Raw genomic sequence first — 22,406 nt, 5'->3', positions numbered from 1 at the left:
GGTTGGTACTGAATCGAATAAGAAAGTGTTGTTTGCTACGAGCCTTTATCTATGGCTCAATTGACAGGGTTCAAGACGCCGCGCCGGCCGGCGCGCGCGCCACCATCACCATGGCGGGGCGCAGCAGGCGTTCGTGCAGGCGATAGCCCTTCTGCATCACCGCCACCACGTGGTTCGGCGCCACATCGGCGGATTCCACCGCCGACACCGCCTCGTGCAGCTCGGGGTTGAACGGCTGGCCGGCCGGGTCCACCACCTTCACGCCATGCTTCTCGAAGAAGCTCAGCAGCTGCTTGTGGGTCAGGCCCAGGCCTTCGCCGATGGATTTGGCCGTGGCTTCCGGGGAGGCGGCGGCCTTCAGGCCCAGTTCCAGGCTGTCGATCACCGCCAGCAGGTCGCCCAGCACGCGGTCGGCGCCGTACTTGAGGCCGGTGGCGATCTCGCGCTCGGCGCGCTTGCGCACGTTGTCCATTTCCGCCACGGTGCGCAGGTTCTGGTCGCGCAGGGCGGAAACCTGCTGCTCGGCCGCGGCGAGCCGGGCCTGGAGCGCGGCCAGGTCAGTCGCGGGATCGACCGCAGGCGCGGTCGCGTTCGGATCGATGTTTTCCGTCATTGGTTACTGCGGTCCTGGTTTTTGGGAGGCAAAACGACTTCAGCCCACCCCCTAGGCGGACTGTCAGACAACAACTTCTTGGGGACTCAGCTTTCGGCTTTCAACCCCGCGCTGAGCGCGCGGGCGGTCTCGGCAACGAGCGGAATGATACGCGGATATGCCATCCGGGTGGGGCCGATGACCCCCAGGACCCCCGCCACCTGCCCGTCCACATAGTAAGGAGAGGTGACCACGCTGCACTCGTCCAGCACCTGGTAGCCGGACTCGCCGCCGATGAAGATCTGCACCCCGGAGGCGGTCAGGCACTGGTCGAACAGCTCCAGCAGGTCGCGCTTGCGGTCCAGCACCTCGAACAGGTTGCGCAGGCGGTTGATGTCGCCCAGCTCCTGGAAAGCCAGCAGGTTGGTGCCGCCGGCCAGCACGTAATCTTCCGCGTCCTGCTGCGCGCCCAGCGCCCGCTCGGCCAGCACACCGGCCTCGCCCAGGATCTGGTTGACGCGCTTCTGCGCCTCGCTGAGGTCTTCCACCAGGGTGCGGCGCAGGCTGGTCAGCTCGCGGCCGGCGAAATTCTCGTTGATGATGTTGGAGTAGCGTTCCAGCTCCGAGGCGGAATAGTCGCGCCCCATGTCCAGCACGCGGTTCTGCACTTCGCGCTGGTTCACCACCAGGATCGCCAGCACCCGTCCGCCGGACAGCGGCATGAACTCGATGCGCCGCAGCACCGCCAGGTTGCGCCGCGGCACCGTCACCACCCCGGCCATGGCCGACAGGCGCGACAGCAGGTTGGAGGCGGCGTGCAGCAGGTCGGCCGGCGACTTGCTGCCCGGCACCAGGTCCTCGGCGATGCGCGACTGCTCGGAATCCGAGAGCTGCTCCGGCGCCAGCAGGGAATCGACGAAATAGCGGTAGCCGCGGGTGGTCGGCACGCGGCCGGCGGAAGTGTGCGGCGAAGAGACGAAGCCGAATTCCTCCAGGTCCGCCATCACGTTGCGAATGGTTGCGGGGCTCAGCTCGACGCTGAAAGCGCGCGCCAGGGTGCGCGAACCGACCGGCAGACCGTCGTGCACGTAACGCTCGATCAGCAACTTCAGCAGCTCAGCGGCTCTGGCATCCAACTGTTGCGGCATGTTCTCCACGACCCCACGTTCTGACAATGCTGGCAATGCAGCAAAAAGCGTGTCAAGAATACCCTTAACACGGCTCCACATCGCCCACTTTCCGACATCTGTTCATGATAATTTGCGCCGGGGCCAGAATTTCAAGCAAATGAGCCAAGCAAAGGCCGCAAAGGCCAGGTACTCGACGATCGCCATCATCGGCAAGCGCGACGACGCGCGCGCCGCGGAGACCCTGCGTTCGGTCGCCACCGCGCTGCTGGCGCGACGCCAGGCCGGCCAGATCGCGGCGGTGCTGGCGCCGGACGCAAACCGTCCCGAAATGCCGGGCCTGGACGTGGAATTCCTGCCGATGGGCGCCCTGGCCTCGCGCAGCGACCTGGCCATCGTGGTCGGCGGCGACGGCACCCTGCTCGGCGCCGGCCGCGCCCTGGCGCCGCACGGCGTGCCCATCCTCGGCGTCAACCAGGGCCGCCTCGGCTTCATGGTCGACGTGCTGCCGGAAGATCTCAACGAAACCCTCGACGCGGTGCTCGGCGGCGACTTGCCGGTGGAGGAGCGGCTGCTGCTCGAAGCGACCCTGCGCCGCGCCGACACCAGCAACCTGCCCCTGCTGCACGCCGTCAACGACGTGGTGGTGCGCAACCAGGCCTCGATCCGCATGCTCGAGTTCGAAACCTGGCTGGACGGCGAGTTCATCAGCCAGCACCGCGCCGACGGCATCGTCGTCGCCACCCCCACCGGCTCCACCGCCTACGCCCTGTCCGGCGGCGGTCCGGTACTGCACCCCTCCCTGCACGCCGTGGCCCTGGTGCCGATCTGCCCGCACACCCTGTCCGACCGGCCCATCGTGGTACCGGCCGGCGGCACCATCCGCATCGTGCTGCGCGGCGAGGTCAGCGGCGTCAGCGTCACCTGCGACGGCCAGGTCAGCGTCACCCTGGACGCCGGCGACTCGGTGGAAGTGACCAGCTCGCCGCACCGGCTGCGCCTGATCCACCCGCGCAACTACAGCTTCTTCGAGCTGCTGCGCAACAAGCTGCACTGGGGCCGCGGCCCCGGCGGCGCCGAACGACTCTGAAGACCACAAAGAATCCATGCTGCGCCACCTGCACATCCGCAACCTCGCCATCATCGACGAGCTGAGCCTCGATTTCGCCGCCGGCTTCAGCGTGCTGACCGGCGAGACCGGCGCCGGCAAGTCGATCCTGATCGACGCCCTGGGCCTGGTCATCGGCACCCGCGCCGACAGCGCCCTGGTGCGCAGCGGCAGCGACAAGGCCGAAGTCTCGGCCGAGTTCTCGCTGGAAGACTCTCCCTACGCCGCCACCTGGCTGGCCGAGCGCGAGCTGAGCGACGGCGACCTCTGCACCATCCGCCGCGTGGTCCAGGCCGAAGGCCGCACCCGCGCCTTCGTCAACGGCAGCCTGGTCACCGCCGCCGACCTGCGCGCCCTGGGCGAATCCCTGGTGGAAGTGTTCGGCCAGGGCGAGAGCCAGACCCTGCTGCGCGCCGATACCCAGCGCAGCGTGCTCGACGACTACGGCCAGCATGCCGACGCCCTCGCCGCGGTGGCCGCTGCCGCTGCCGGCGTGCAGCGCATCGAGGCCCAGATCGATGCCGTGCGCGCCGCGCAGACCCGCGACCCGGCCCAGCTCGACTACCTGCGTTTCCAGTTGCAGGAACTGGACGCCCTCGGCCTGCAGGAAGATGAGCTGAAAGCGCTCGACGCCGAGCACAAGACCCTGGCCAATGCCGGCCGCCTGATCGAGGACGGCGGCAACGCCCAACAGCTCCTCTATGGCGGCGACCAGTGCGCCTACGACCAGATCTCCGCCGCCCTCGCCGCCCTGCACGGCCTGGTGCCGCTGCACCCGGACTTCGCCGAGATCGAAACCCTGGCGATCAGTGCCCAGACCCAGGCGCAGGAAGCCGCCGAGACCCTGCGCCGCCTGCTGGAAAAGCTCGACCTGGATCCGCAGCGCCTGACCGAGGTGGAACGCCGACTCGCCGCCGTGCACGACCTGGCGCGCAAGCACCGCGTCCGCGCCGACGAGCTGACCGCCCGGCAGGCCCAGCTACGCGAGGAACTGGGCGGACTGGAAGGCGCTGCCGAACGGCTGGATGCGCTGGAACGCGAGCGTCAGGCCGCCCTCGACATCTACAGGAAAGCGGCCAAGGTATTGACCCAGGCACGCAGCAAGGCCGCCCTGGGTCTGGCCAAGGACGTCACCGCCCGCGTGCGCGAACTGGGCATGCCCAACGCCAGCTTCATCCCCGCCGTCGAGCCGGCCGGCCGCGAGCGGCCCAGCCCCCAGGGCGAGGACCTGGTGCGCTTCGATTTCTCCGCCAACCCCGGCCAGCCGCCGCGCGCCCTGGCCAAGGTGGCCTCCGGTGGCGAACTGTCCCGCGTCAGCCTGGCCATCCAGGTCAGTCTGCGCCAGGGCGAAGGCGCCGCCACCATGATCTTCGACGAGGTCGACGCCGGCATCGGCGGCGCCACCGCCGAGGTGGTGGGCCGCGAGCTGCGCGCCCTGGGCACGCACCGCCAGGTACTCTGCGTCACCCACCTGGCCCAGGTGGCGGCGCAGGGACAGCAGCATTTCGGCATCCACAAGGAAGTGCGCGGCGGCGCCACCTTCACCCGGGTCAACGGCCTGGACAGCGCCGGCCGCGTCGGCGAAGTGGCCCGCATGCTGGGTGGAAAGGAAATGACCGGGGCGACGCAGGCGCTGGCCAAGGATCTGCTGAAACGGGCCGCCCGCTGACCGCCGGGCCATCAGCCAGCCTGAGCCGGCCCGATAACTTTACTTTTCTTCGCCTGTCGCCTTGTGCGCGGCATCGCCGATCGCCGTCCCGGCCTTGTGCGCCCCGTTGCCGATGGCATGACCGGTGGACTTGGCCGCATGCCCCACCTTGTGCCCCACGTCCTTGGAGGTATCGCGGATGCCATGGCCCACGGTTTTCGCGCCCTTGCCGACCGCATGGCCGAAGTCACGGCCGGCGTGGCCCACTGCCTTGGCGCCGTCCCTGAAGCCGTGCCCGATCGCCGTGGCACCGGATTTGATGTCCTGCCCGATGCTCGGCTGGGCCTCGTCCGCCTGGGCGGCCGAAGCAGCCAGGGCCAGTACCGCAATGGCGAACTGTTTGATCATGGCTAGGACCCCCTAATCATCCATACCGGGCCAGTTCCGCGCCCGGCGCCGGGCGCGACCGCCCTCAGATCTTGCGTACCTGCTGCCCCGCCTTGAGGTGCGGGCAGTTCTTGCGCACGCATTCGCCGTACATGATCAGGCTGTGCTCGATCAGCCGGTAGCCCAGCGATTCGGCCTTCTCGCGCTGGCGCTTTTCGATGGTTTCGTCCTCGAACTCGTCCACATGGCCGCACTTGATGCAGACCATGTGGTCGTGGTGGTGGCCGCGTTCCAGCTCGAACACCGCGTGGCCGCCCTCGAAATGATGGCGGGTGACCAGGCCGGCCGCCTCGAACTGGGTCAGCACGCGGTACACCGTGGCCAGGCCGATGTCTTCCCCGGTATCCATCAGCTGCCGGTAGATTTCTTCGGCGGAGAGATGGCGGGTATCGCTATGCTCCAGCATTTCCAGAATCTTGAGCCTGGGCAGCGTGACCTTGAGGCCGGCGTTTCTGAGGTCCTGAGATTCCACTGGGGGGTCCGCCGTGAAGAATGTTGGGTTATTATCGCACCCATAGTGTATTACCCGCGACAACCGCCGGCGATTACCGCCGCGTCAACTGAGACTCATTGAGATTCATGCGCTCGATCCTGATTTCCCTGCTGGTGCTCGGCCTGTCCGGTTGCTCCATCATCTACAAGCTCCCCACCCGCCAGGGCAACGTCATCGAGCAGAAGCAGCTCGACCAGCTCCAGCTCGGCATGACCCGCGACCAGGTCAAGTTCCTGATGGGTACGCCGATCGCCACCGACCCCTTCCGCGGCGAGCGCTGGGACTACTTCGGCTACTACAAGAGCCCGCGCGGCCAGGTCAGCACCCGCACCGTGACCCTGTATTTCGACGACAACAAGCTGTCCAAGATGGACGGCGTGCAGATCGCCTCCAACGAAACCAAGAACATCGGCAACCCCGACGTCGACACCCTCGCCAACCAGGTGAAGAAGGACGAGAACGAGAATTCCCGCCACGGGAACAGCGGCGCCAAGAGCAACGGCACGGGACGCACGGAAACCGGCGTAGGCATGCCGATTCCCACGCCGTAGGTACGTCCCTGTACAAGCACCGGGCCATCCGTGGCCCGGACTGTTGAAACAAGTGGGGCGCGCTAGGGCGTCAGCTGTTGAAACAAGCGGACTTTACTAGCTAGACCCCGGCCTTCGCCTTCTTCCGCGCGCGCAAGCGCCGCGCCTGCTTCGGGTCCGCCGTCAGCGGCCGGTAGATCTCCACCCGGTCCCCGGCCTCCACGGGGTCATCCAGTTCACGCAGCCGCCCGAACACGCCCACCCGGCTCCGCTCCAGGCTGATTTCCGGGAACCGCGCCAGGATGCCGGAGCGCTCGATCGCCTGCCGCACCGTGCAGCCGGGCACCGCCTCGATGCGGATCAGGGCCTGCCGTTCCGGGGTGGCATAAGCCACTTCGATGCCCGTGCCGATGCCTTGTACGGCGCCAGTCCCATCCATATTCATATAATTAACCATGAGCAAGAACGACAAGAAGGGCGACGAACCCCGCCAGATCGCCGTCAACCGGCGCGCCCGCTTCGATTATTTCATCGAACAGACCTTCGAGGCCGGTATCGTCCTGGAAGGCTGGGAAGTGAAGGCCATGCGCGCCGGCAAGGCCAATGTCGCCGAAGCCTACGTCATCATCAAGAACGAGGAAGCCTGGCTGCTGGGCGCCCACATCATCCCCCTGGGCCAGGCCTCCACCCATGTGCGGCCCGACGCCATCCGCACCCGCAAGCTCCTGCTCCAGACCCGCCAGATCGCCGAGCTGATCGGCAAGGTCGAGCGCGCCGGCTACACCATCGTCCCCCTGGATCTGCACTGGACCCGCGGCCTGGCCAAGGTCCAGATCGGCCTGGCCAAGGGCAAGAAGCAGCACGACAAGCGGGCGGCGGACAAGGACAAGGATTGGAAGCGCGAACAGGGCCGGATCCTGCGGCACTGAGATCCCGGCGCCTCGATCCGGTTTCCGCCTGATTCCAATCCACGCCGACTCGCGTGGCCCGCTGGCTCCGCCGGCGGGGTGGCTCGCGTCGGTACTGGAACCGCGAACAGGGCCGGATCCTGCGGCACTGAGATCCCGGCGCCTCGATCCGGTTTCCGCCTGATTCCAATCCACGCCGACTCGCTTTGCCCGCTGGCTCCGCCGGCGGGGTAGCTCGCGTCGGTACTGGAACCGCGAACAGGGCCGGATCCTGCGGCACTGAGATCCCGGCGCTTCGATCCGGTTTCCGCCTGCTTCCAGTCCACGCCGACTCGCCTGGCCCGCTGGTTGGGGGGAGCTCGCTGCCTATGCCCGCGCAATTGATGATGCACCGCACATTGGCCCTGATCTTGCCCCAAAAACATGCGGCGGCGCGCCTGTGCTCTTGATAGCATTTCGGCAACAGGGGTACGGTACAGTCGCGCACTAAAAAATCAGCAGGCCAGAGGGCATATACATGCCGAAAAGTCGCACTGCCGGCGCGCGGAGCGGCGAAGCACGCGGCATCCTTGCGTTGCCGGTGCTGCTGCTGGCCTTGCTCGTCGGCTGCGGCGGCGGCGGTGGTTCCGATCCCGTCAGCCTTGCCGACGCGGGGCCGCCGGTGGTCGACAACAAGGGCTGCACCATCTATGGCGATCCACCGCGGCCGCTGGCCCAGGTCTCCCTGGATGGGACGCTGGACGATATCCTGCAGACCGTATTCAGCTGCGCCGCCTACAACGGCGAGGTACTGGAAGGCTGGAGCGACGCCGACGGCACGCCGCGCAAGGCCTGCATGATCAATACCGGCGGCGCCACGCCGCAGCACAAGCTGCCGATGCTGGTGTGGCTGCACGCCACGCTGGCCTCCTCCACCGGCTTCTTCACCACAAGCCTGCTCAAGACCATTCCCACGGCCGATCTCAGCGCCGATCCGCAGCGCCCCGGCTACATCCTGCTGCTGCCGATGGGCCGGGTCATCGACCAGTTCCTGCCGTTTCCGCTCAACACCGGCATCAGCTGGGACCACTGGTACCGCAACATGGACCGCAACAGTCCCTACCTCAACGTCGACGTGGCGGCCATCGACCACTTCATCGCAGTGGTCAAGCAGCGCGGCATCGTCGACACCAACCGCGTATTCGTCTCCGGCTGGTCCGAAGGCGCCGACATGGCCACCCTCTACGGCCTCAACACGCCCGGCGTCGCCGCCACCGAACCCTACTCCACCACCAGCCCCTTCGACGATACCCGCAGCGACCCTTGCACGGTGAAGCCCTTCGCCACCAACCAGCGCCCCTACAACCTGATCCTGCGCGCCTGCGACACCGGCGCCGCCTGCAAGTACGGCACCCAGTTCGTCGAGGAGCTGGCCAATGGCGTGCTCCCCGTCTCCATGCTCGACGAGACCATCCTCAACGACTACGGCACCGCCCGGGTGTACCAGTGCGACGCCAGCTGCGACGACATCACCGGCAATCCTGCCCGGCAGGCTTTCGGCGGTTATATCCACGGCATCTGGCCGCTCGGCTGGAACGACCAGTACCTGCAATATTTCAGGGATCATCCGCAGCAATAGCGGCGCCGCACCGATCGAGGGGCCGGCATCAGGCGGCCAGCCGCGGTGCCTTTCGCTCGTGGATGGGGTGGCGGGAATCGAACCCGCCTCCGACGGGCCGTTTCCGGCGTCCATTGTCAAGAACATGTAAAGCAGGCCCGATAAGCTCCCCCGTTTGAACAATCATTCAATGGGGATCACCTTGAACAACAACGATTCCGGCAAGCCGGTCGACCTCACCCGGCGCAAATTCCTGGCCGGCATTGCCGCCTCCGCCGGCGCGGCAGGACTCACGGCCGCCTGCGGCAGCTCGGACGGCACGGGCAGCGACGGCGGCAGCAGCGGCGCGCCGCAGCTGCAGACCCTGCCACCCCCCGACCAGTCCGGCATCGACCATATCATCGTGGTGATGATGGAAAACCGCTCCTTCGACCATTACTTCGGCTGGGTCCCCGGCGCCGACGGCAAGCAGCCGGGCCTGAGCTTCACCGACACCGCCGGCAAGGTGCAGACCACCCACGACCTCGCCCCCAATTTCCAGAACTGCACCCTGGCCGACCCGGACCACAGCTACGAGGGTGGCCGCACCCAGTTCAACAACGGCAAGATGGACGGCTTCCTGCAGACGCAGCCCGCCGGCGACACCTTCCCCATCGGCTACTACACCGCCGACAGCCTGCCCTTCTACAAGGGCGTGGTCGAAAACTGGACCCTGTGCGACCGATACTTCTGCGGCATCCTCGGCCCCACCCAGCCCAACCGCTACTACATGCACGCGGGCCAGACCAACAAGAAGGACAACACCACCAACCACTTCGACCTGCCGACCGTGTGGGACGCGCTGAAGAGCGTGGGCCGCACCGGGCGCTATTACTACGGCGACCTCGCCGGCTGGGCCCTGGTCTCGGTGGAGTTCTCCGGGCACAACCCCGGCGTGGGCAACATCCTGCCCTTCTCGCAATTCCTCACCGATGCCAAGAACGGCAAGCTCGCCGACGTCAGCTACATCGATCCGTCGATGCTCGGCGAAGGCGCCGGCACCTCCAACGACGACCATCCGCTGGCCGACATCCGCAAGGGCCAGGCCTTCCTCAACTCGGTCTACGACGCCGTGCGCCAGAGCCCGCAGTGGGACAAGACCCTGCTGATCATCAATTACGACGAGTGGGGCGGCTTCTACGACCACGTGCCCCCGCCGATCGCCCCGGTCACCTTCGAGGAATTCCAGGCCACCGGCAACGACGGCCGCCTCGGTTTCCGCGTGCCCTGCATGGCCATCGGCCCGCGCGCGCGCCGCAACCATGTCGAAAAGAACCAGTACGACCCGAACTCCATTCTCAACATGATCGCCTGGCGCTTCGGCTTCGCCCCGCTCGGCGCCCGCGGCGCCACCTCGCTCAATTTCGCCCAGGCGCTCGACTTCAGCTCGCCGCCGAACACCAGCCCGGCGCCCGCCTTCACCGTGCCGGACGATTCCTCCTTCGGCCAGTCCTGCTCCTCCCAGATGCAGGCGGCCCAGGCGACGATGAGCCCGGAGGTGTACGCCGAAGTCGAACGCCGCCATGCCGAGCACCTGGACGAATGGCAGGGCCTGATCCAGGCCGCCTTCGACGCCGGCTTCGTGCCGCCGGCCGAGTAAGGCACGGGCAGGCAGCGCGGATTGACCGCGCTGCCTGCCGCGGCTGGCCTGACCACTTGATTTCCAGGCTACACACCCTAAATTCAGTAATGTTCGCAACAGCACTCCAGACATCGAGTGATGTTCAGGGTGCTACACTGTGATCTGTAACGGGGGTGACCTGGGCTCGACGATGACAGGAAATCCAACGTGCATGCCGAGGTGCGGTAGACCCTCGTTAAACTCTTCCGCAAACAAGCTAGTTGCGAACGACGCTAACTACGCCCTCGCCGCTTAATCCCGGCGAGCGATTGACCAGACGGTGTTGATGCCCCTGACTCAGTCGTCGACTCTCATCAACTCGCGGTGAAAGCAGGCTACTGGCCGACCCGCTAAAACCCTAAAGTAGATAGGCGAACACGTTCCGTGCCCATCCGGGAGTGTTCGATGAAAATCAAAGAACGGGCTACGCATGTAGATCGAAGGATGGAAGGTTGTCGGACGCGGGTTCGATTCCCGCCACCTCCACCAATTGAGAGTCCGGAGCAATCCGGAGAAGTACAGAACCCCGCGAAATCGCGGGGTTTTTTGTTGTCGGTGGTCCGGGCAGGTTCGGCAAAATCCGTTGCAATCCAGGGGCACATAGGGGCATGTTTGGGGGCACTTGGCTACTCCATGGCCAGCCCTGGCTCAGGTCGAGACCTGCTCCAAGTAGCCCTTCCTCTGCTTCTCGGCGATCAGCTTGCGCATCTCCAGCGCCGCGCGCTCGGGCGTGTCGAATGATTTTGTGAGAGTCTGGCCCCTGGAGCCGACGCGACCATAGGTGACAACAACGTCCCTGTCGCGCACGCCGATACGCCAGAACTTGTTCGAGTTGCCTTCCTGCACGCGAAACTCGCGGCTGGCGAAGTCCGGTGTCACCGCTACTGCGAGTGGCGCCGTTACAATTGCTTCCTCAACCAGTTCCGGCGGTAGCGGCGCCTCCTCCGCCGGCACTTCGGCTTCGACGCGACCGGTCAGCACCGCCTCGATGCGCTCCACCACCTGCATCGGCTCGCGCAGCCAGTCCGTCGCCAGCACTTCCAGCACGCGCCAGCCAAAAGTGCGCAGGATGCCGGGCCGGAATACGTAGCGCTCGCGCGCATCGTTGCCGGCACCGCCGTCGAGTAGCAGGCCAAGCGCGTAGCCGTCGCCAAGCGGGTCACGGATCGCGAGGTCGCAGCGGAAGCTGGAGCGGCCCACGCACTCGTCCACCTCGTACCCGCGCAAGCGTAGGGCCCTTGCCAAGGTCTGGCGCAAGGCTTCCCGCGGCGCCTCTTGGGAGAACGACTGCCGCGCACCGGGATTGAGCGAGGCCAGGGTCGCTTGCGCGCGCTGCACCTGGCCCTGGGCACTGAACTGAGCGAACTGCAGAAACGAGCGCAGCGCCGCAGCGCCGTCGTTGTGGGTGTTTGTGATGGCATCGGCGCGGATCGTCGAGACCACCGCCATGCGGTGTCGCGCGCGGCTGAAGATCACGTTTAGCCGCTTCTCGCCGCCGCGCTGGTTGATCGGGCCGAAGTTCATCAGCATGCGGCCGTCGGGCCCGGGGCCGTAGCAGATCGACAGCAGGATGATGTCGCGCTCGTCGCCCTGGACGTTTTCCAGGTTCTTCACGAACAGACCGTTGAACTGACCCTCGTCCTCACGCGCATACTCGGCGTCCAGCTTCGCGCCGAAGGCGGAGTCCTCCCCCCCCAGTCGGTCCAGTGCGGCCTCGATCTCGCCCTGCTGCGCCTCGGAGAAGGCGACCACGCCCAGGCTCAGCCCGGAGCCCCGGTTCAGCAGCTCGCGCACCAGGCGGGCGATGTACTCGGCTTCCGGCACGTTGCTGCGAGCAACGTAGACACCATCGCCCAGTATGTGGAAGCTGATCGCCCGCTCCATCACTGCGTCGGCGCCGAGTCGGGCCGCGTCCTCGGCGGTGGAGCGCAGCAGCAGCTCGCCGCCCCCGGCTTGCTCGACCGAGCGGTCGGGGATGGTGATAAGGCGGCCGTCGTAGAACGCCGCGTTGGAGAAGCTGATCAGCGCCTCATAACGGCTGCGATAGTGCCAGGCCAGCAGCGTGGCCGGGAGATTGCGCGCCGCCTGGTTGAGCAGGCTGTCTGCGTCGAGCGTCACACCGATGCCCTGCTCGCCGTCGCCCACCTCGACAACTTCCTGCTCGACGCCGGACACGGCGAAAAAGCTGGTCGGCGGCAGCTGCATCTCGTCGCCCACGATCACCACCTGGCCAGCCCGGCACAACGCCGGCACCGCCTCCTCCATCGGGATTTGGCTGGCCTCGTCGAAGATCACCACGTCGAACAGATCCGGCAGCAGCGGCAGCGTGTCCGACACCGACAGCGGACTCATCAGCCAAACCGGCTTGAGGTCGTTCACCACCACGCCGGGATCGCCGCCGGCCAGCTCGCGGATGGAGCGGAAGCGCATGCTCTTGCCGAACTCATGCTCCAGTTCGCGGCGACCGTTGGCATACTGCTTCTTGAACAGCTTGCCATCGGCATCGAGCTGCGTCGTCGACAGCTGTGAGTGGCGCACGTGGTCGAGGAACAGGCGGTGGCGGCGCGCCTGAATCAACGCCGCGTTCTGTGTCAGCAGGGCCTTCTGGCCGGCGGCGGCGTTCGCCGCCAGCCGTGTCAGAGAGCCCTCGTCGAAGCGCGCCAGCTCCGGCCGCGCGCGTTGGATGCGCGCCAGCGACTCCCAGGCCACCAGGGCCTCCAGGCGTGCCGGCGCAAGCGCGTGGCGCAGCAAGAGCGAAACGCAGGCCGGCTCGGCTTGATGCAACGCCTGCAGCAGCGGCAGCATGTCGGGCAGTTCCTCCAGCCGTTCGCGCAGATCGCGAACGTGCTCGCCGATTTGCTCGAGTGTCGTCCCGTCGGAGAACAGGAAGTGCGTGGATGCCAACGCCTGCAGCCGGATTACCGCAGCCCCGCTGGTGGACTCGCGTTGTGCTTCCACTGCGGGATCGGCGGCAGCGGCTAGCTTTTGCCGCAGCTTGCGCAGGATCGGCAGCGCCATGACCCTTTGCCGGATCGCTTCCACCGCCTTGGCGAAGCTGTCGACGTCGGCGACGCCGTAGCGCTGGAGCACTTCCTGCTGTGCGTGAGTCAGCGCCGCCGTCGCCGAATGCTCGGCGGAGAGCGCCTCCAGGATCTTGCGGAAAGTGGGCCGCACCGCGTAGCCGCTGAAGTCGAAGGCTAGTCTCAGCCGGCCGCGCAAGCGCCACCAGGCCGGCATGAACCATCGCAAGAGGGAGGCCTCGCGCAGCTTGACGAAGGCCAGCGCGGCCTCCGTGTCATCCGCGGAAAGCTTTTCACGCCAGTGGGGATTGGCGCTCAGTGCGGTGCCGGCCGCGCCGGCCAGTACGCCGATCCGCGCCTGCTCTTGGGTAAATGCCACCGCCTCCCCGGAGTGCTCGTCCAACAGTTGCGGATGGTTCGCGACCCGCGCCTCAATCAAAGTCTGCAAAGTCTGGGTGAGGGCCACGGCATCGCTTAACGGCATGTCGGCCGAGAGCAGCCGGCTGCCATCGCCGAGGACGGAATCCAGGCTGTCGAGCAGCGCCTCGGTCTCGTCGAGCGCGGCTTCCACCGCGCGCACCGGCGCGGGCTGGCCGATTAGCGCAGCAGAGAGGAAGCGGAACGGATGCTCGGCCAACCCCTGCATGCCAAAGCGCTCACGCACGAAGGCGTGGATGCGATCGACCAGCTCCCGTTGTCTTGTAAAGGCGCCATGGTCCGGCAACGCCTCGCGCTCAACCGCCGGCAGTTCGACGCCGGCCGAGCCAAGCTCGACCAGGCGGCGCGTCAACTCGCGCACGGTTACCGCCAGCGGCGCCGGAATCGACGCCATCAGGTTCTCGAAGTCCTCAATTTGCGCCAGCGACCGGCCTAGCGCCTCCAGCGTGCCGGCGCGGCCAGTCGCCAGCTGCCCGGAACGGTCGGGCTGCCCGATCCACCGCTCATAGCTCTCGCGCAGGTTGGTGACGAAGGACTTTTTGTCGGTCTGCGAGTCGTGAATCAGGCAGCACAGCTCGTCGAGCCCGCTCTGCTTGAGGCGGTGGAACACCACGTCCAGGGCTGCGCGCTTCTCGCACACGAACAGCACGCGCTCGTTGCGCGCCACGTAGTCGGCGATCAGGTTAGTGATCGTCTGCGACTTTCCGGTGCCCGGCGGACCTTGGATGATGAAGCTGCGCCGCGTGCGCGCCAGGCCCACGGCGGCATTCTGCGTGCGATCGGCGGCGACCACGCCCCACTGCTCGGCCAGCGGCAGGGGCGGCGGCGGCTCAGTCTCCACCGGCCGCGGCTCGATCGAGAAGACGCGGTCGAAGGCATGGTTCTGTACCTGCTCCTCGATCAGCTGGTTATAGTCCCGCACCAGCGACATCTTCTTGTAGTTCAGGTTGGCCAGCGTCACCTGCGTCAGGTCGAAGTCCCAGGCGTAGCGGTGGCCGGGGTCCTCGTGCAGAGCGTAAGTAGTGGATTGCGCCACGCCAACGGGCGCCATCGACGGGTGCCGTGGCACGGCGCCGCCAACGGCACCCCGCAGGGGTAGCGGCGCGTGCTCCACATCGCGCCGGAACCAAGCCAGGCCCAGCGGCCGGAAATCGTCCGCCGCGTAGGAGAAATCGGGAAGCCCCGCCGCACCGGCCGCCGTCGGCCGTAGCGGGCGGCGGCGCCGGTTGAACTGCTCGATGCGCTGCACTGCCTTCTGATGGATGAGCTGGATCGAGGGCTTACGCTGCAAGCGCAGCTCTACGCCGGGCTCCGAACGACGAATCTGCGCCTGCAAGTCGGCGTGGATCGATTCCAGCGAGACCTGCGACAAGTCGATCACCTCGGGCAGCTCGATGTCGTAGAGCTGGCGCAGGTAATGACGCAGGGCGGGATTGATCTCGGCTTCCGTCTCCGGGCAGCTCAGCACAAACTGGTCGCGCACGCCCTTCTTCTTATGCAGCTCCACCGGCAGCCACAGCAGCGGCGACTGGATACGCTCCTCCGGGTCTTCCTTGAGGTTGTGCCAGCGCAAAAAGGCGACGACCAGGCGCAGGTGCGAGAAGCCGTATTCTGCGCGGTCGCGTCGCGTCTCGTGCAGCACGTGATCGAGTGTCGTCGTCAGGTAGGTCTGGTCCTCGAAGCGCAGCCATTTGCGCAAGGGCACATCGCCACCACTCAACACCTCAGCGCTGAACGCGCTATCCCAGGTGCAAAGCTCCTCCGCCTTGATCGTCTCCAGCTGCAGCACCACCGGCACGCTGGCTACGGTGAGGTTCACGCTCGACTGCGTCGGGCGAAAATGCAGCAGGCGGTTGCGCCGCGACAGGTCGAACAGGCGGTCGCGCAGGTGCGACATCAGTGCCGAACGGCGCGAAACGGCCCCCTGCGCCCGAGCCAGCACGCGCTCCACATCAAGCTCCACCGGCTGGTCGCGCCAGGTTTCGAGTCGGCGGATCAGCTCGCGCAGGTCCTTCGCGCGATCGTGACGGTTGAGCGCCGTCATTTCGACAATGACGCTCGCGACCACTGGTGAAAGGCGTGGGTTCAACCGGAACAGATCACGGCGGTGCGAGGCGAAAATCTCCAGGTCATCGGCGTCGTGGAAGTCCAGGCCGCAGGCGAGGCAAGCTAGTAATTGGCCCAACACGAAGATATCGGTGATCTCATCGTGATGACCTACGGCGAGCTCCCAGGCGCCGAGGCCCGGCAGATACACCGGCTTGCGAAGAGGCTCCTCGCACGGTTCGCGTAGCACCAGAGCGTTGTGCGCGTCCGGACCCGCTCCCAACTCCCGGGTGACGCGAGTCTCGCCTACGATGTTGAGCGCTGTCGCTGGCGGAGGCTGGATGCGGCGGATCGCGTCGTTTTCATGGACCGGCGTCTCGCCGTGCGACGCCCGCAGCTGCAGCGCCCCGTCCTCGCCGCGCAAGATGTTGCCGGAGGCGAGGTCGGCGACGAGGCCTAGGGCATGAAGCTCGGCGACCCTGCGCATCAACGGCAGCAGCAGGAACAACACGTCATCCGTTTGCAGCTTCGACAGGGCCTCCGAAGACAGTAGCTCACGCAGCGTGGCGAGATTGGCCATGGTCGCGCTCAGCCCGGTTGCGTTGGCCACTGCTTCGCCAGCTTGTCGACGGCGCGCTTCGTCATGCCCAGGTGCTTGCGCAGCGCGGCTGCCAACTGCCGTTCCAGACCGAGAGCGCCGGCGACGCGCCCAGCATGAGGCAGCGCATCGTCTCGGATGTCCGGATCGACGAGAGCGAAGTCGAGCAGCACGGCGCAGAGGTAGTCGCGCACGCTGTCATCCAGCGCCTCCGGCCTCAGCTCAGCTCCATCCAGCGGCCGCTCCTGTTCGCTCCAATCCGGAAAGTAGGCGCGCACCTGGGTTCGCGCCCGCTCGCTGTCCAACCCCGGAGTGCGCAGTAGATGCGCAATCAGACCCCGACTCAGCGCCCGCAGCCGCTGCTGACCAAGCATGTCGAGGCGCTGCATAGTCAACCCGCCCTCGATCCGGTTGAAGGCCCAGATGTGCACCGACTCATCCTGCTGCCACCAGAGGTGCACCGCTTGTGCGCGCAGGAACGACTCCGGATGGGTCTGTTGCGGCGAGGGCTGTTTGTTGCGCGCGTCTAGTTCCAGGGCCTGCTGAAGATAGGCCTGCGGATCGACCGAAGCGAGGCCGGTGTGGGTCTTGACCAGCGTCGAGATAGCCGGATCGGCGGATTGCGCCGCTAGCGCCGCGCCGCGGTCTGCGTAGATCTCGGTATACAGCGCAAAGAGTCGCGCCGTTTGGATGTGCGCGGTGGAAGCGCTCGGTTCGTGCGCACACTGCTGCAAAATGCGGTCCGCCGCATGGTAGGCGCCGTTCTCGCAGGTCCACAGCACATGGTGCGCCAGCTCATGCCCGAACAGCGCCAGCAACTCCGGTTCGGATAGCTTTTCCAGCACCGGGCCGGTCAACACAATGTGGGCCTCGTCGGCGAGGAAGTATAGAGAGGCGTTCATGGCGCCGTCGCTGCCCTGGTATAGGGTGATCGGCACGGTTAGACCTAGGCGCTGCGCCGCCAGCGTAACGGCAGCATGGGCCGCGCCATGGGATTGCTCGCCCAGGCGATAGGTGTGCCGCAGCAACTGCTCGCGCACGTGGTCCGCATGATCCTGCTGCGCTCGCACCGAGGAGGCCCACTGCCACACCTCCGGCTCTACCTCGCGCAGGTGGCGCACCACCGCGACATGGTAGGGCAGCGGCTCCAGCGCCCGCGCCACGGCTTCATTCATGGGCACGATTCCATGCCCGTCCCCGCCCGCTCAAAAGCCGGGATAGTCGTAAGCCTGAGTATTCCCACCGCGCTCCCCATCGCCCGACGTGAAGACCTGAATCCATGCCGCGCCCCCGAAGCTCACCCTGGCGGCGCTCGTGGAGGCTCTTGCGAACCAGAATCATAACAGCAGGAATTGCTTTCTTGACCACACTTGCGTCGGCGGCATTATCCTTGGGGGCACGCCCGAGGACCGCACAGTGGCGCTTCAGGTCGCCTTCACTTTTCCGCACACCCTAAAAGGGACACGCGCGAGTGGAGTATTTTGGTAACCGCCGAGATCCGGGGCGATCCAAGATCGCCCCGCCTCCTCCCCACAAACCGCTAGCTCCAATCTCTGACGGACACCGGTTCAGTTGCGATTTTTAGTGCCCCGTTCCTGGGGCACATGCTGGGGCATGTGGCGAAAATCGAACGCGGTTAATTCAGCAAAATCAAAACCCTGGCCGCACTGTGCAATTGCCGCCACCCCACCAACAACGAAACGGGCGCCCTCGCGGCGCCCTTTTTGTTGGTGTCTTTCTGTCGTCAGGCCGTCCACGACCGCCATATGCCCCGGCCCGCACGGGAAGGACTTATGCTTACGGCCAATTCAAACGGCGCCCGGTCATGCAAACCCAGCAGATCCACATTTCCCCTGAAGAACAGCCCCTCATTGACGCGGCGATCGCGCTCGGGGACCGCCTGGCGGCGATGTCGATCACCACCGCGGCGCACCGCAAGACCATCCGTGCGGTACAGGCCGCCCTGCGGCGGCTGCCGGTGGCGGACTGGACCATCTCGCGCGACTTCGCGGTCGACGTCGTCGACGACGAACTGGTCGACTGGGAAGCCGCCCTGCTCACCTGGCAGGCCGGCGGGCACCAGGGACTGGAGCCCGCCTGCCCCGACGGCATGCGCTACTGCTGGCTGGTCTGCCTGACGGTCTCGACCGACGAAGACGGCAACCTCCAGCGCGGCCTGGAAATCGGCAGCCTCTACGAGCAATTCCCCGAGAGCGCCGACGACCTCCTGGCGGAAGACGGCACCAGCTTCGAACGCAGCACCGACGAGTTCGATGAGGACGCATCCGAAGGCGGGGAACTCGACGAGGATCAACTCCGCTGGATCAGCGAGGTGCTCGACCCCGAACTGTTCACAGGCCCCGGGCAGACCATCGAGATCGAGGCCGACGAATGGAGCGCCGCCGACCTGGAAGACGACTCCGCCGATGACCGCCTGCATTGAAGGTCGGTAGCTTTCCCCAGCCGCACTAGCGGCCGAACCGCTTCGCCGACTCCGCCATCGCCCGCGCCTTTTCCACTGCACGGTCTTTCGGCGGCGCCAGCGTCACCAGGGACTGGATCAACAGCCGCGCGGCGTCGTTGACCTCCTCCACCGCACGGTTGAATGCCGCCTCGTTCACCTTCGACGGCGCATTGAAGCCGCTGAGCTTGCGCACGAATTGAAGCGCGGACGCGCGGATCTCCTCATCCGTCGCCGGCGGCTCGAAGTTGAACAGCGTCTTGATGTTGCGGCACATGCGGACCTCCTGCGAAAAATGTCCTGGACTGCGGGCGGATCGACCTGCCGCACAATCTTGCCAGCATTGACAATGCTTGTTGATCACGCTGACCGACTGGGTTCGGCCGGGAGCCGACTGTCGCGAATGACTGGAATGGAGAACCGAATCAGGAGTGCCGCCGGAGCTGCTTGCAGATAGGCTGCCAAACAGCAAAACAGGAAAGGCGCCCGACCTGATGGATTCTTTTCACGACAGGCTGGAAAATGGCAAACTTGGACGATGTCGCACCGGAAGCAAGCACCGACAAGTTCCGGCCCGAGAAAGTCTGAATGCTTTTGCTTTTTGGTGGGAGTTGTATGGAAGCCGTGTCCGATCGAGGCAGAGACAACGCCTTCAATCTTTTGCGCCTTGCCGCTGCATTCTGGGTTTTCCTCAGTCACGAACACTTGATGACGGGCGCCGCCTGGGCGCCCAACGGCGAGCTGGGCGTCTTTGTATTCTTTTCCATCAGCGGCTTTCTCATCGCCCGCTCCTGGGATCGGCGCAGCAGCGTGCTGCAGTATCTTCAAAATCGCTGCCTGCGTATCCTGCCGGCACTATGGGTGGCGGTGCTGGCGACCACCTTCGTTATCGGCCCCCTCGCCACGCATCTGGCGCCGGGCCGCTATTTCGCCGAACCGGAAACCTGGCGCTATCTGCTCAACGCCGTCTTCGATCTGCAGCTGCAACTGCCCGGAGTTTTCACCGGCCAGTCGTACGCCCCCGTCAATATGCCGTTGTGGACGCTGATGCATGAGGCCTTGTTCTACGTCGGGCTGGCCACCCTGGGTCTTCTGCTGGGCCCGCACCTTCGCTGGTTGCTGCTCGCCGCTTGGCTGCTTCTGCTCGGGATGCAGGCCGTACATACCGGTTCGGAAGTGGCGGCCGATCTGGCCGGCTACTTCCTGGGCGGCGCCCTGATCTGGCAATTCCGCAATTCCCTGCCATTCAACCCCGGCCTGATGGCGCTGGCACTGGCGGCGTTGGCGGCGCAGTGGCTCCTGGGGCTCAGCGGGATGCTTTGGACCCTGTGTCTGCCGTACGCCGCCATCTGGCTGGGGCTGCGCAGAACTCCCGCGCTGCTCAATCACATCAAGAAGAACGACTACTCCTACGGATTCTATATCTGGGGCATGCTCTGCCAGCACTGCGTGGTGCGCTTCGCCGGCATCGCCTCCTTCTGGCCACACCTGGCGCTGGCCTTCGTGGCCACATCGCTCTGCGCGGTCGCCTCGTGGTTCCTGATCGAGCGCCCGATGCTGAATCTGAAGTCATCCGCGAGCTTCCGGCCGGATGAACCGCAAGACTTCGGCCTGCTGCGGCCCGCGGTGCGGGACTCCGGAGCTGTCATACCCTGAAACAGCGGCGCCGATCGGAGCGGGCTTCGCGCTCGGCGTCATCCTCAAGCTCCACCGCTCGACTCGAAGTCTTGCAAAAGCAAGAATCAACCAGGTTTCAGATTCCCGGCTCCCGGATTTGCCGCTGCAGGTATCCTATCGGCGGGATGAGGGATCACGAGGGCCTTTGGGAAGATTTTGCTCAGGATCAACGCATGAGGCGAATACGCGACTATTTGAAGCTGCTGCGCCTGCATCAACCGGCCGGAATACTGCTACTGCTCTGGCCGATCCTGTGGGCACTGTGGCTGGCGGCTGGCGGGATTCCTCCACTGGGCGTGCTTGCCGCATTCCTGCTCGGCACCCTGCTGATGCGCTCGGCCAACTATGTGGCCACCCCGCTCGCCCGCAACGCGCCGGACGGCTCCGCGCTGCGCCGGCTCGGCCAGGTGAGAACCTGGGATGCGCTGCTGCTGTTTGCCTCCTTGTGCGCCAGCAGCCTGGTCCTGCTCGGCAAGCTCAATAATCTGGTGCTGTGGCCTTTCCTGCTCGCCGTGACGCTGGCCGCCGGCAATGCTGCTACTGGCCGCTTCTACGGCTTTTCGCGCTCCCACCTAGGCCTGGTGTTCAGCTTCGGCATCCCGATGGCATACGCCGCGGTGACCGACGACGTGCCCTGGATTCAGGTCGGCCTGTTGATGAGTGCATCCCTGTGCTGGATCCTCGCTTACAACACTTACAGCGTCGCCGGCGCCCCGATCAACCCGGTGTTTGGTGCCGGCGGAGAGGTGTCGGGAGCGCCGGATCCGAAGGCGCGGGCCATAGCCGGCGTGCTGCAAGCGCTGGCCTTGCTGCTGCTGGTGGTCGTCGGCTTTCGTGCCGGGCGCGGCATTCTGTACAACGCGGGGTTGCTGGCCGCCGCCGGCTACGCCCTGCACCAGCAACGCCTGACTCGCGATGGCGAGCGCAAGTCCTACATCAAGGCCTTCCTCAACAACCAGCGCTTCGGCGCCGCAATCTTTGTTGGCCTGGTCTGCGACTACAGCCTGACCAACTGGCAGGCCATGCAGGACGTCATGAATCCCGGGGCGGAACATGATTCGATGCTGGCAATGCACGCCTGTACCGGTCCCCTATCGGATTGGAACCCGCTGAATTGGTCGCAGGAATACGGTTATTGCGTGGACCGCAACATCGTCTACACCCCACCCGACTGGCCGCGCCCCCTGCAACTGGACCTGTACACGCCGCAGCTCGACGGCCCCAGGCCGGCGGTGGTGTTGCTGCACGGCGGGCACTGGCGCCTCGGCACCCGGCAGGAGATGGGGCCGATCGCCGTCGCCCTGGCGCGCCGCGGCTACGTCGCCATCACCGTCACCTACCGCCTGGCGCCGATGGCGCGCTTTCCGGCGCAGCTGCAGGACTCCGAGCAGGCGATACACTGGCTCGATCAGAACGCCACGCGGCTGCACGTCGACTCCACGCGCATCGGCGCCTGGGGGTTTTCCGCCGGTGGACACCTGGCCGCGCTGATGGCGACCCTCGATCCCGCCGATCCCCTGGGTGCGCCGAAGCCGCCGCTGCGCGCCGTGGTCGCCGGTGGCGCGCCCACCGATCTGGAGCACTTCAATCCCGACGACGGCATGGCGCTGTTCGGCGTCACCGCCGCGCAGGACCTTGCCCTGTACCGCCATGCCTCACCGCTGTATCACGCCTCGGCGAAAGCGCCGCCGATCTTCCTCTACCACGGCACCGCGGACACGACCGTGTTGCCAGAGCAGGCGGAAGTACTGCGCAAGGCCTTGGCCGACGCGGGAGCGCCAGTGGAGCTGTACATGGTGCACGGCGCCGAGCATGCGGGCTCGACCGAAGGCGCCATGGATCCTGCCCTGGCTTTTCTCGATCGGCAGCTGAAACCATAACCATTCCTGCCGCGGCGCACGCGGATACCATATCCGCGACGCAGCCGACTTCGCGCGTCCTGTCGACTATTCACTGAACCCGGTCAAGCACGGCCACGTTCGTCAGGCCGCCGAGTGGCCGTACCCGACGTTTCATCGCCATGTTCGTTCGGGCGTTTACGCCGAAGACTGGGGCG

General features: G+C 66.1%; 18 protein-coding genes and 1 other RNA gene. 10 read left to right on the top strand and 9 right to left on the bottom strand.

The window, feature by feature from the left end; genetic code table 11:
* Nucleotides 1-70: 70 nt before the first annotated feature.
* Nucleotides 71-613 carry a nucleotide exchange factor GrpE gene (gene grpE / locus BP26_RS0108410; protein ID WP_029920133.1) on the bottom strand — a complete coding sequence of 181 codons (543 nt, stop codon included), beginning with the start codon at nucleotides 611-613 and terminating at the stop codon, nucleotides 71-73.
* An 86-nt stretch (nucleotides 614-699) separates the two neighbouring features.
* The gene (gene hrcA, locus BP26_RS0108405) at nucleotides 700-1,740 is read right to left on the bottom strand and encodes a heat-inducible transcriptional repressor HrcA (protein WP_029920132.1); all 1,041 of its coding nucleotides are present in this window, start codon (nucleotides 1,738-1,740) and stop codon (nucleotides 700-702) included.
* 139 nt (nucleotides 1,741-1,879) lie between these two features.
* Here hrcA and BP26_RS0108400 point away from each other — a divergent pair, with 139 nt between their 5' ends.
* Complete coding sequence (locus tag BP26_RS0108400) at nucleotides 1,880-2,809, top strand: NAD(+) kinase (protein WP_029920131.1); 930 nt, start codon at nucleotides 1,880-1,882, stop codon at nucleotides 2,807-2,809.
* Nucleotides 2,810-2,825: 16 nt separating this feature from the next.
* Nucleotides 2,826-4,496, top strand: a complete 1,671-nt coding sequence (recN, locus tag BP26_RS0108395; protein ID WP_029920130.1) for a DNA repair protein RecN — start codon at nucleotides 2,826-2,828, stop codon at nucleotides 4,494-4,496.
* A 39-nt stretch (nucleotides 4,497-4,535) separates the two neighbouring features.
* Here the strand turns inward: recN and BP26_RS30315 are convergent, their stop codons facing one another.
* Both BP26_RS30315 and fur read right to left on the bottom strand, forming a co-directional pair.
* Nucleotides 4,536-4,883 carry a hypothetical protein gene (locus BP26_RS30315; protein WP_051748674.1) on the bottom strand — a complete coding sequence of 116 codons (348 nt, stop codon included), beginning with the start codon at nucleotides 4,881-4,883 and terminating at the stop codon, nucleotides 4,536-4,538.
* 64 nt (nucleotides 4,884-4,947) lie between these two features.
* Nucleotides 4,948-5,394: a ferric iron uptake transcriptional regulator gene (gene fur / locus BP26_RS0108380; RefSeq protein ID WP_029920128.1), complete on the bottom strand. Its 447-nt coding sequence runs from the start codon at nucleotides 5,392-5,394 to the stop codon at nucleotides 4,948-4,950.
* A gap of 107 nt (nucleotides 5,395-5,501) precedes the next feature.
* Between fur and BP26_RS26505 the strand changes: the two genes are divergently transcribed.
* The gene (locus tag BP26_RS26505; RefSeq protein WP_084182918.1) at nucleotides 5,502-5,966 is read left to right on the top strand and encodes an outer membrane protein assembly factor BamE; all 465 of its coding nucleotides are present in this window, start codon (nucleotides 5,502-5,504) and stop codon (nucleotides 5,964-5,966) included.
* Between the two features lie 100 nt (nucleotides 5,967-6,066).
* On the opposite strand, the gene BP26_RS0108370 is transcribed toward BP26_RS26505, so the two are convergent.
* Nucleotides 6,067-6,390: an RnfH family protein gene (locus tag BP26_RS0108370; protein ID WP_245611753.1), complete on the bottom strand. Its 324-nt coding sequence runs from the start codon at nucleotides 6,388-6,390 to the stop codon at nucleotides 6,067-6,069.
* Between the two features lie 10 nt (nucleotides 6,391-6,400).
* On the opposite strand from BP26_RS0108370, the gene smpB reads away from it, so the two are divergent.
* The 4 genes from smpB to ssrA all read left to right on the top strand — a co-directional run bounded on the left by smpB (nucleotide 6,401) and on the right by ssrA (nucleotide 10,599).
* Nucleotides 6,401-6,874, top strand: coding sequence for an SsrA-binding protein SmpB (gene smpB, locus BP26_RS0108365; RefSeq protein ID WP_029920125.1), 474 nt, complete (start codon nucleotides 6,401-6,403; stop codon nucleotides 6,872-6,874).
* A 496-nt stretch (nucleotides 6,875-7,370) separates the two neighbouring features.
* Nucleotides 7,371-8,471 carry an alpha/beta hydrolase family protein gene (locus BP26_RS0108360; protein WP_029920124.1) on the top strand — a complete coding sequence of 367 codons (1,101 nt, stop codon included), beginning with the start codon at nucleotides 7,371-7,373 and terminating at the stop codon, nucleotides 8,469-8,471.
* Between the two features lie 181 nt (nucleotides 8,472-8,652).
* Nucleotides 8,653-10,089, top strand: a complete 1,437-nt coding sequence (locus BP26_RS0108355; RefSeq protein WP_169740666.1) for an alkaline phosphatase family protein — start codon at nucleotides 8,653-8,655, stop codon at nucleotides 10,087-10,089.
* A gap of 151 nt (nucleotides 10,090-10,240) precedes the next feature.
* Nucleotides 10,241-10,599, top strand: a transfer-messenger RNA (tmRNA) gene (gene ssrA / locus BP26_RS28375).
* A gap of 159 nt (nucleotides 10,600-10,758) precedes the next feature.
* Here the strand turns inward: ssrA and BP26_RS0108350 are convergent.
* From BP26_RS0108350 to BP26_RS29335, 3 genes are all read right to left on the bottom strand, one after another.
* The gene (locus BP26_RS0108350; RefSeq protein WP_029920122.1) at nucleotides 10,759-16,194 is read right to left on the bottom strand and encodes an AAA domain-containing protein; all 5,436 of its coding nucleotides are present in this window, start codon (nucleotides 16,192-16,194) and stop codon (nucleotides 10,759-10,761) included.
* An 8-nt stretch (nucleotides 16,195-16,202) separates the two neighbouring features.
* Nucleotides 16,203-17,387 (bottom strand): M48 family metalloprotease, encoded by a 1,185-nt coding sequence (locus BP26_RS0108345; RefSeq protein ID WP_029920121.1) that lies wholly within the window; start codon nucleotides 17,385-17,387, stop codon nucleotides 16,203-16,205.
* 393 nt (nucleotides 17,388-17,780) lie between these two features.
* Entirely contained in the window at nucleotides 17,781-17,969 is a 189-nt protein-coding gene (locus BP26_RS29335) for a hypothetical protein (RefSeq protein ID WP_157572423.1), read from the bottom strand.
* Between the two features lie 68 nt (nucleotides 17,970-18,037).
* On the opposite strand from BP26_RS29335, the gene BP26_RS0108340 reads away from it, so the two are divergent.
* Nucleotides 18,038-18,655, top strand: coding sequence for a hypothetical protein (locus BP26_RS0108340; RefSeq protein WP_029920120.1), 618 nt, complete (start codon nucleotides 18,038-18,040; stop codon nucleotides 18,653-18,655).
* A gap of 25 nt (nucleotides 18,656-18,680) precedes the next feature.
* Here the strand turns inward: BP26_RS0108340 and BP26_RS0108335 are convergent, their stop codons facing one another.
* Entirely contained in the window at nucleotides 18,681-18,950 is a 270-nt protein-coding gene (locus tag BP26_RS0108335) for a DUF2277 domain-containing protein (protein WP_029920119.1), read from the bottom strand.
* 338 nt (nucleotides 18,951-19,288) lie between these two features.
* Between BP26_RS0108335 and BP26_RS0108330 the strand changes: the two genes are divergently transcribed.
* Both BP26_RS0108330 and BP26_RS27470 read left to right on the top strand, forming a co-directional pair.
* Nucleotides 19,289-20,329, top strand: a complete 1,041-nt coding sequence (locus tag BP26_RS0108330) for an acyltransferase family protein (protein ID WP_169740665.1) — start codon at nucleotides 19,289-19,291, stop codon at nucleotides 20,327-20,329.
* Between the two features lie 194 nt (nucleotides 20,330-20,523).
* Nucleotides 20,524-22,230, top strand: coding sequence for an alpha/beta hydrolase fold domain-containing protein (locus BP26_RS27470; RefSeq protein ID WP_169740664.1), 1,707 nt, complete (start codon nucleotides 20,524-20,526; stop codon nucleotides 22,228-22,230).
* Nucleotides 22,231-22,406 lie beyond the last annotated feature (176 nt).

Origin of the sequence: Nevskia soli DSM 19509, from assembly GCF_000711955.1 — a bacterium.
GTDB classification, from domain to species: domain Bacteria; phylum Pseudomonadota; class Gammaproteobacteria; order Nevskiales; family Nevskiaceae; genus Nevskia; species Nevskia soli.
This window is presented reverse-complemented; position numbering and strand designations above follow the sequence as displayed.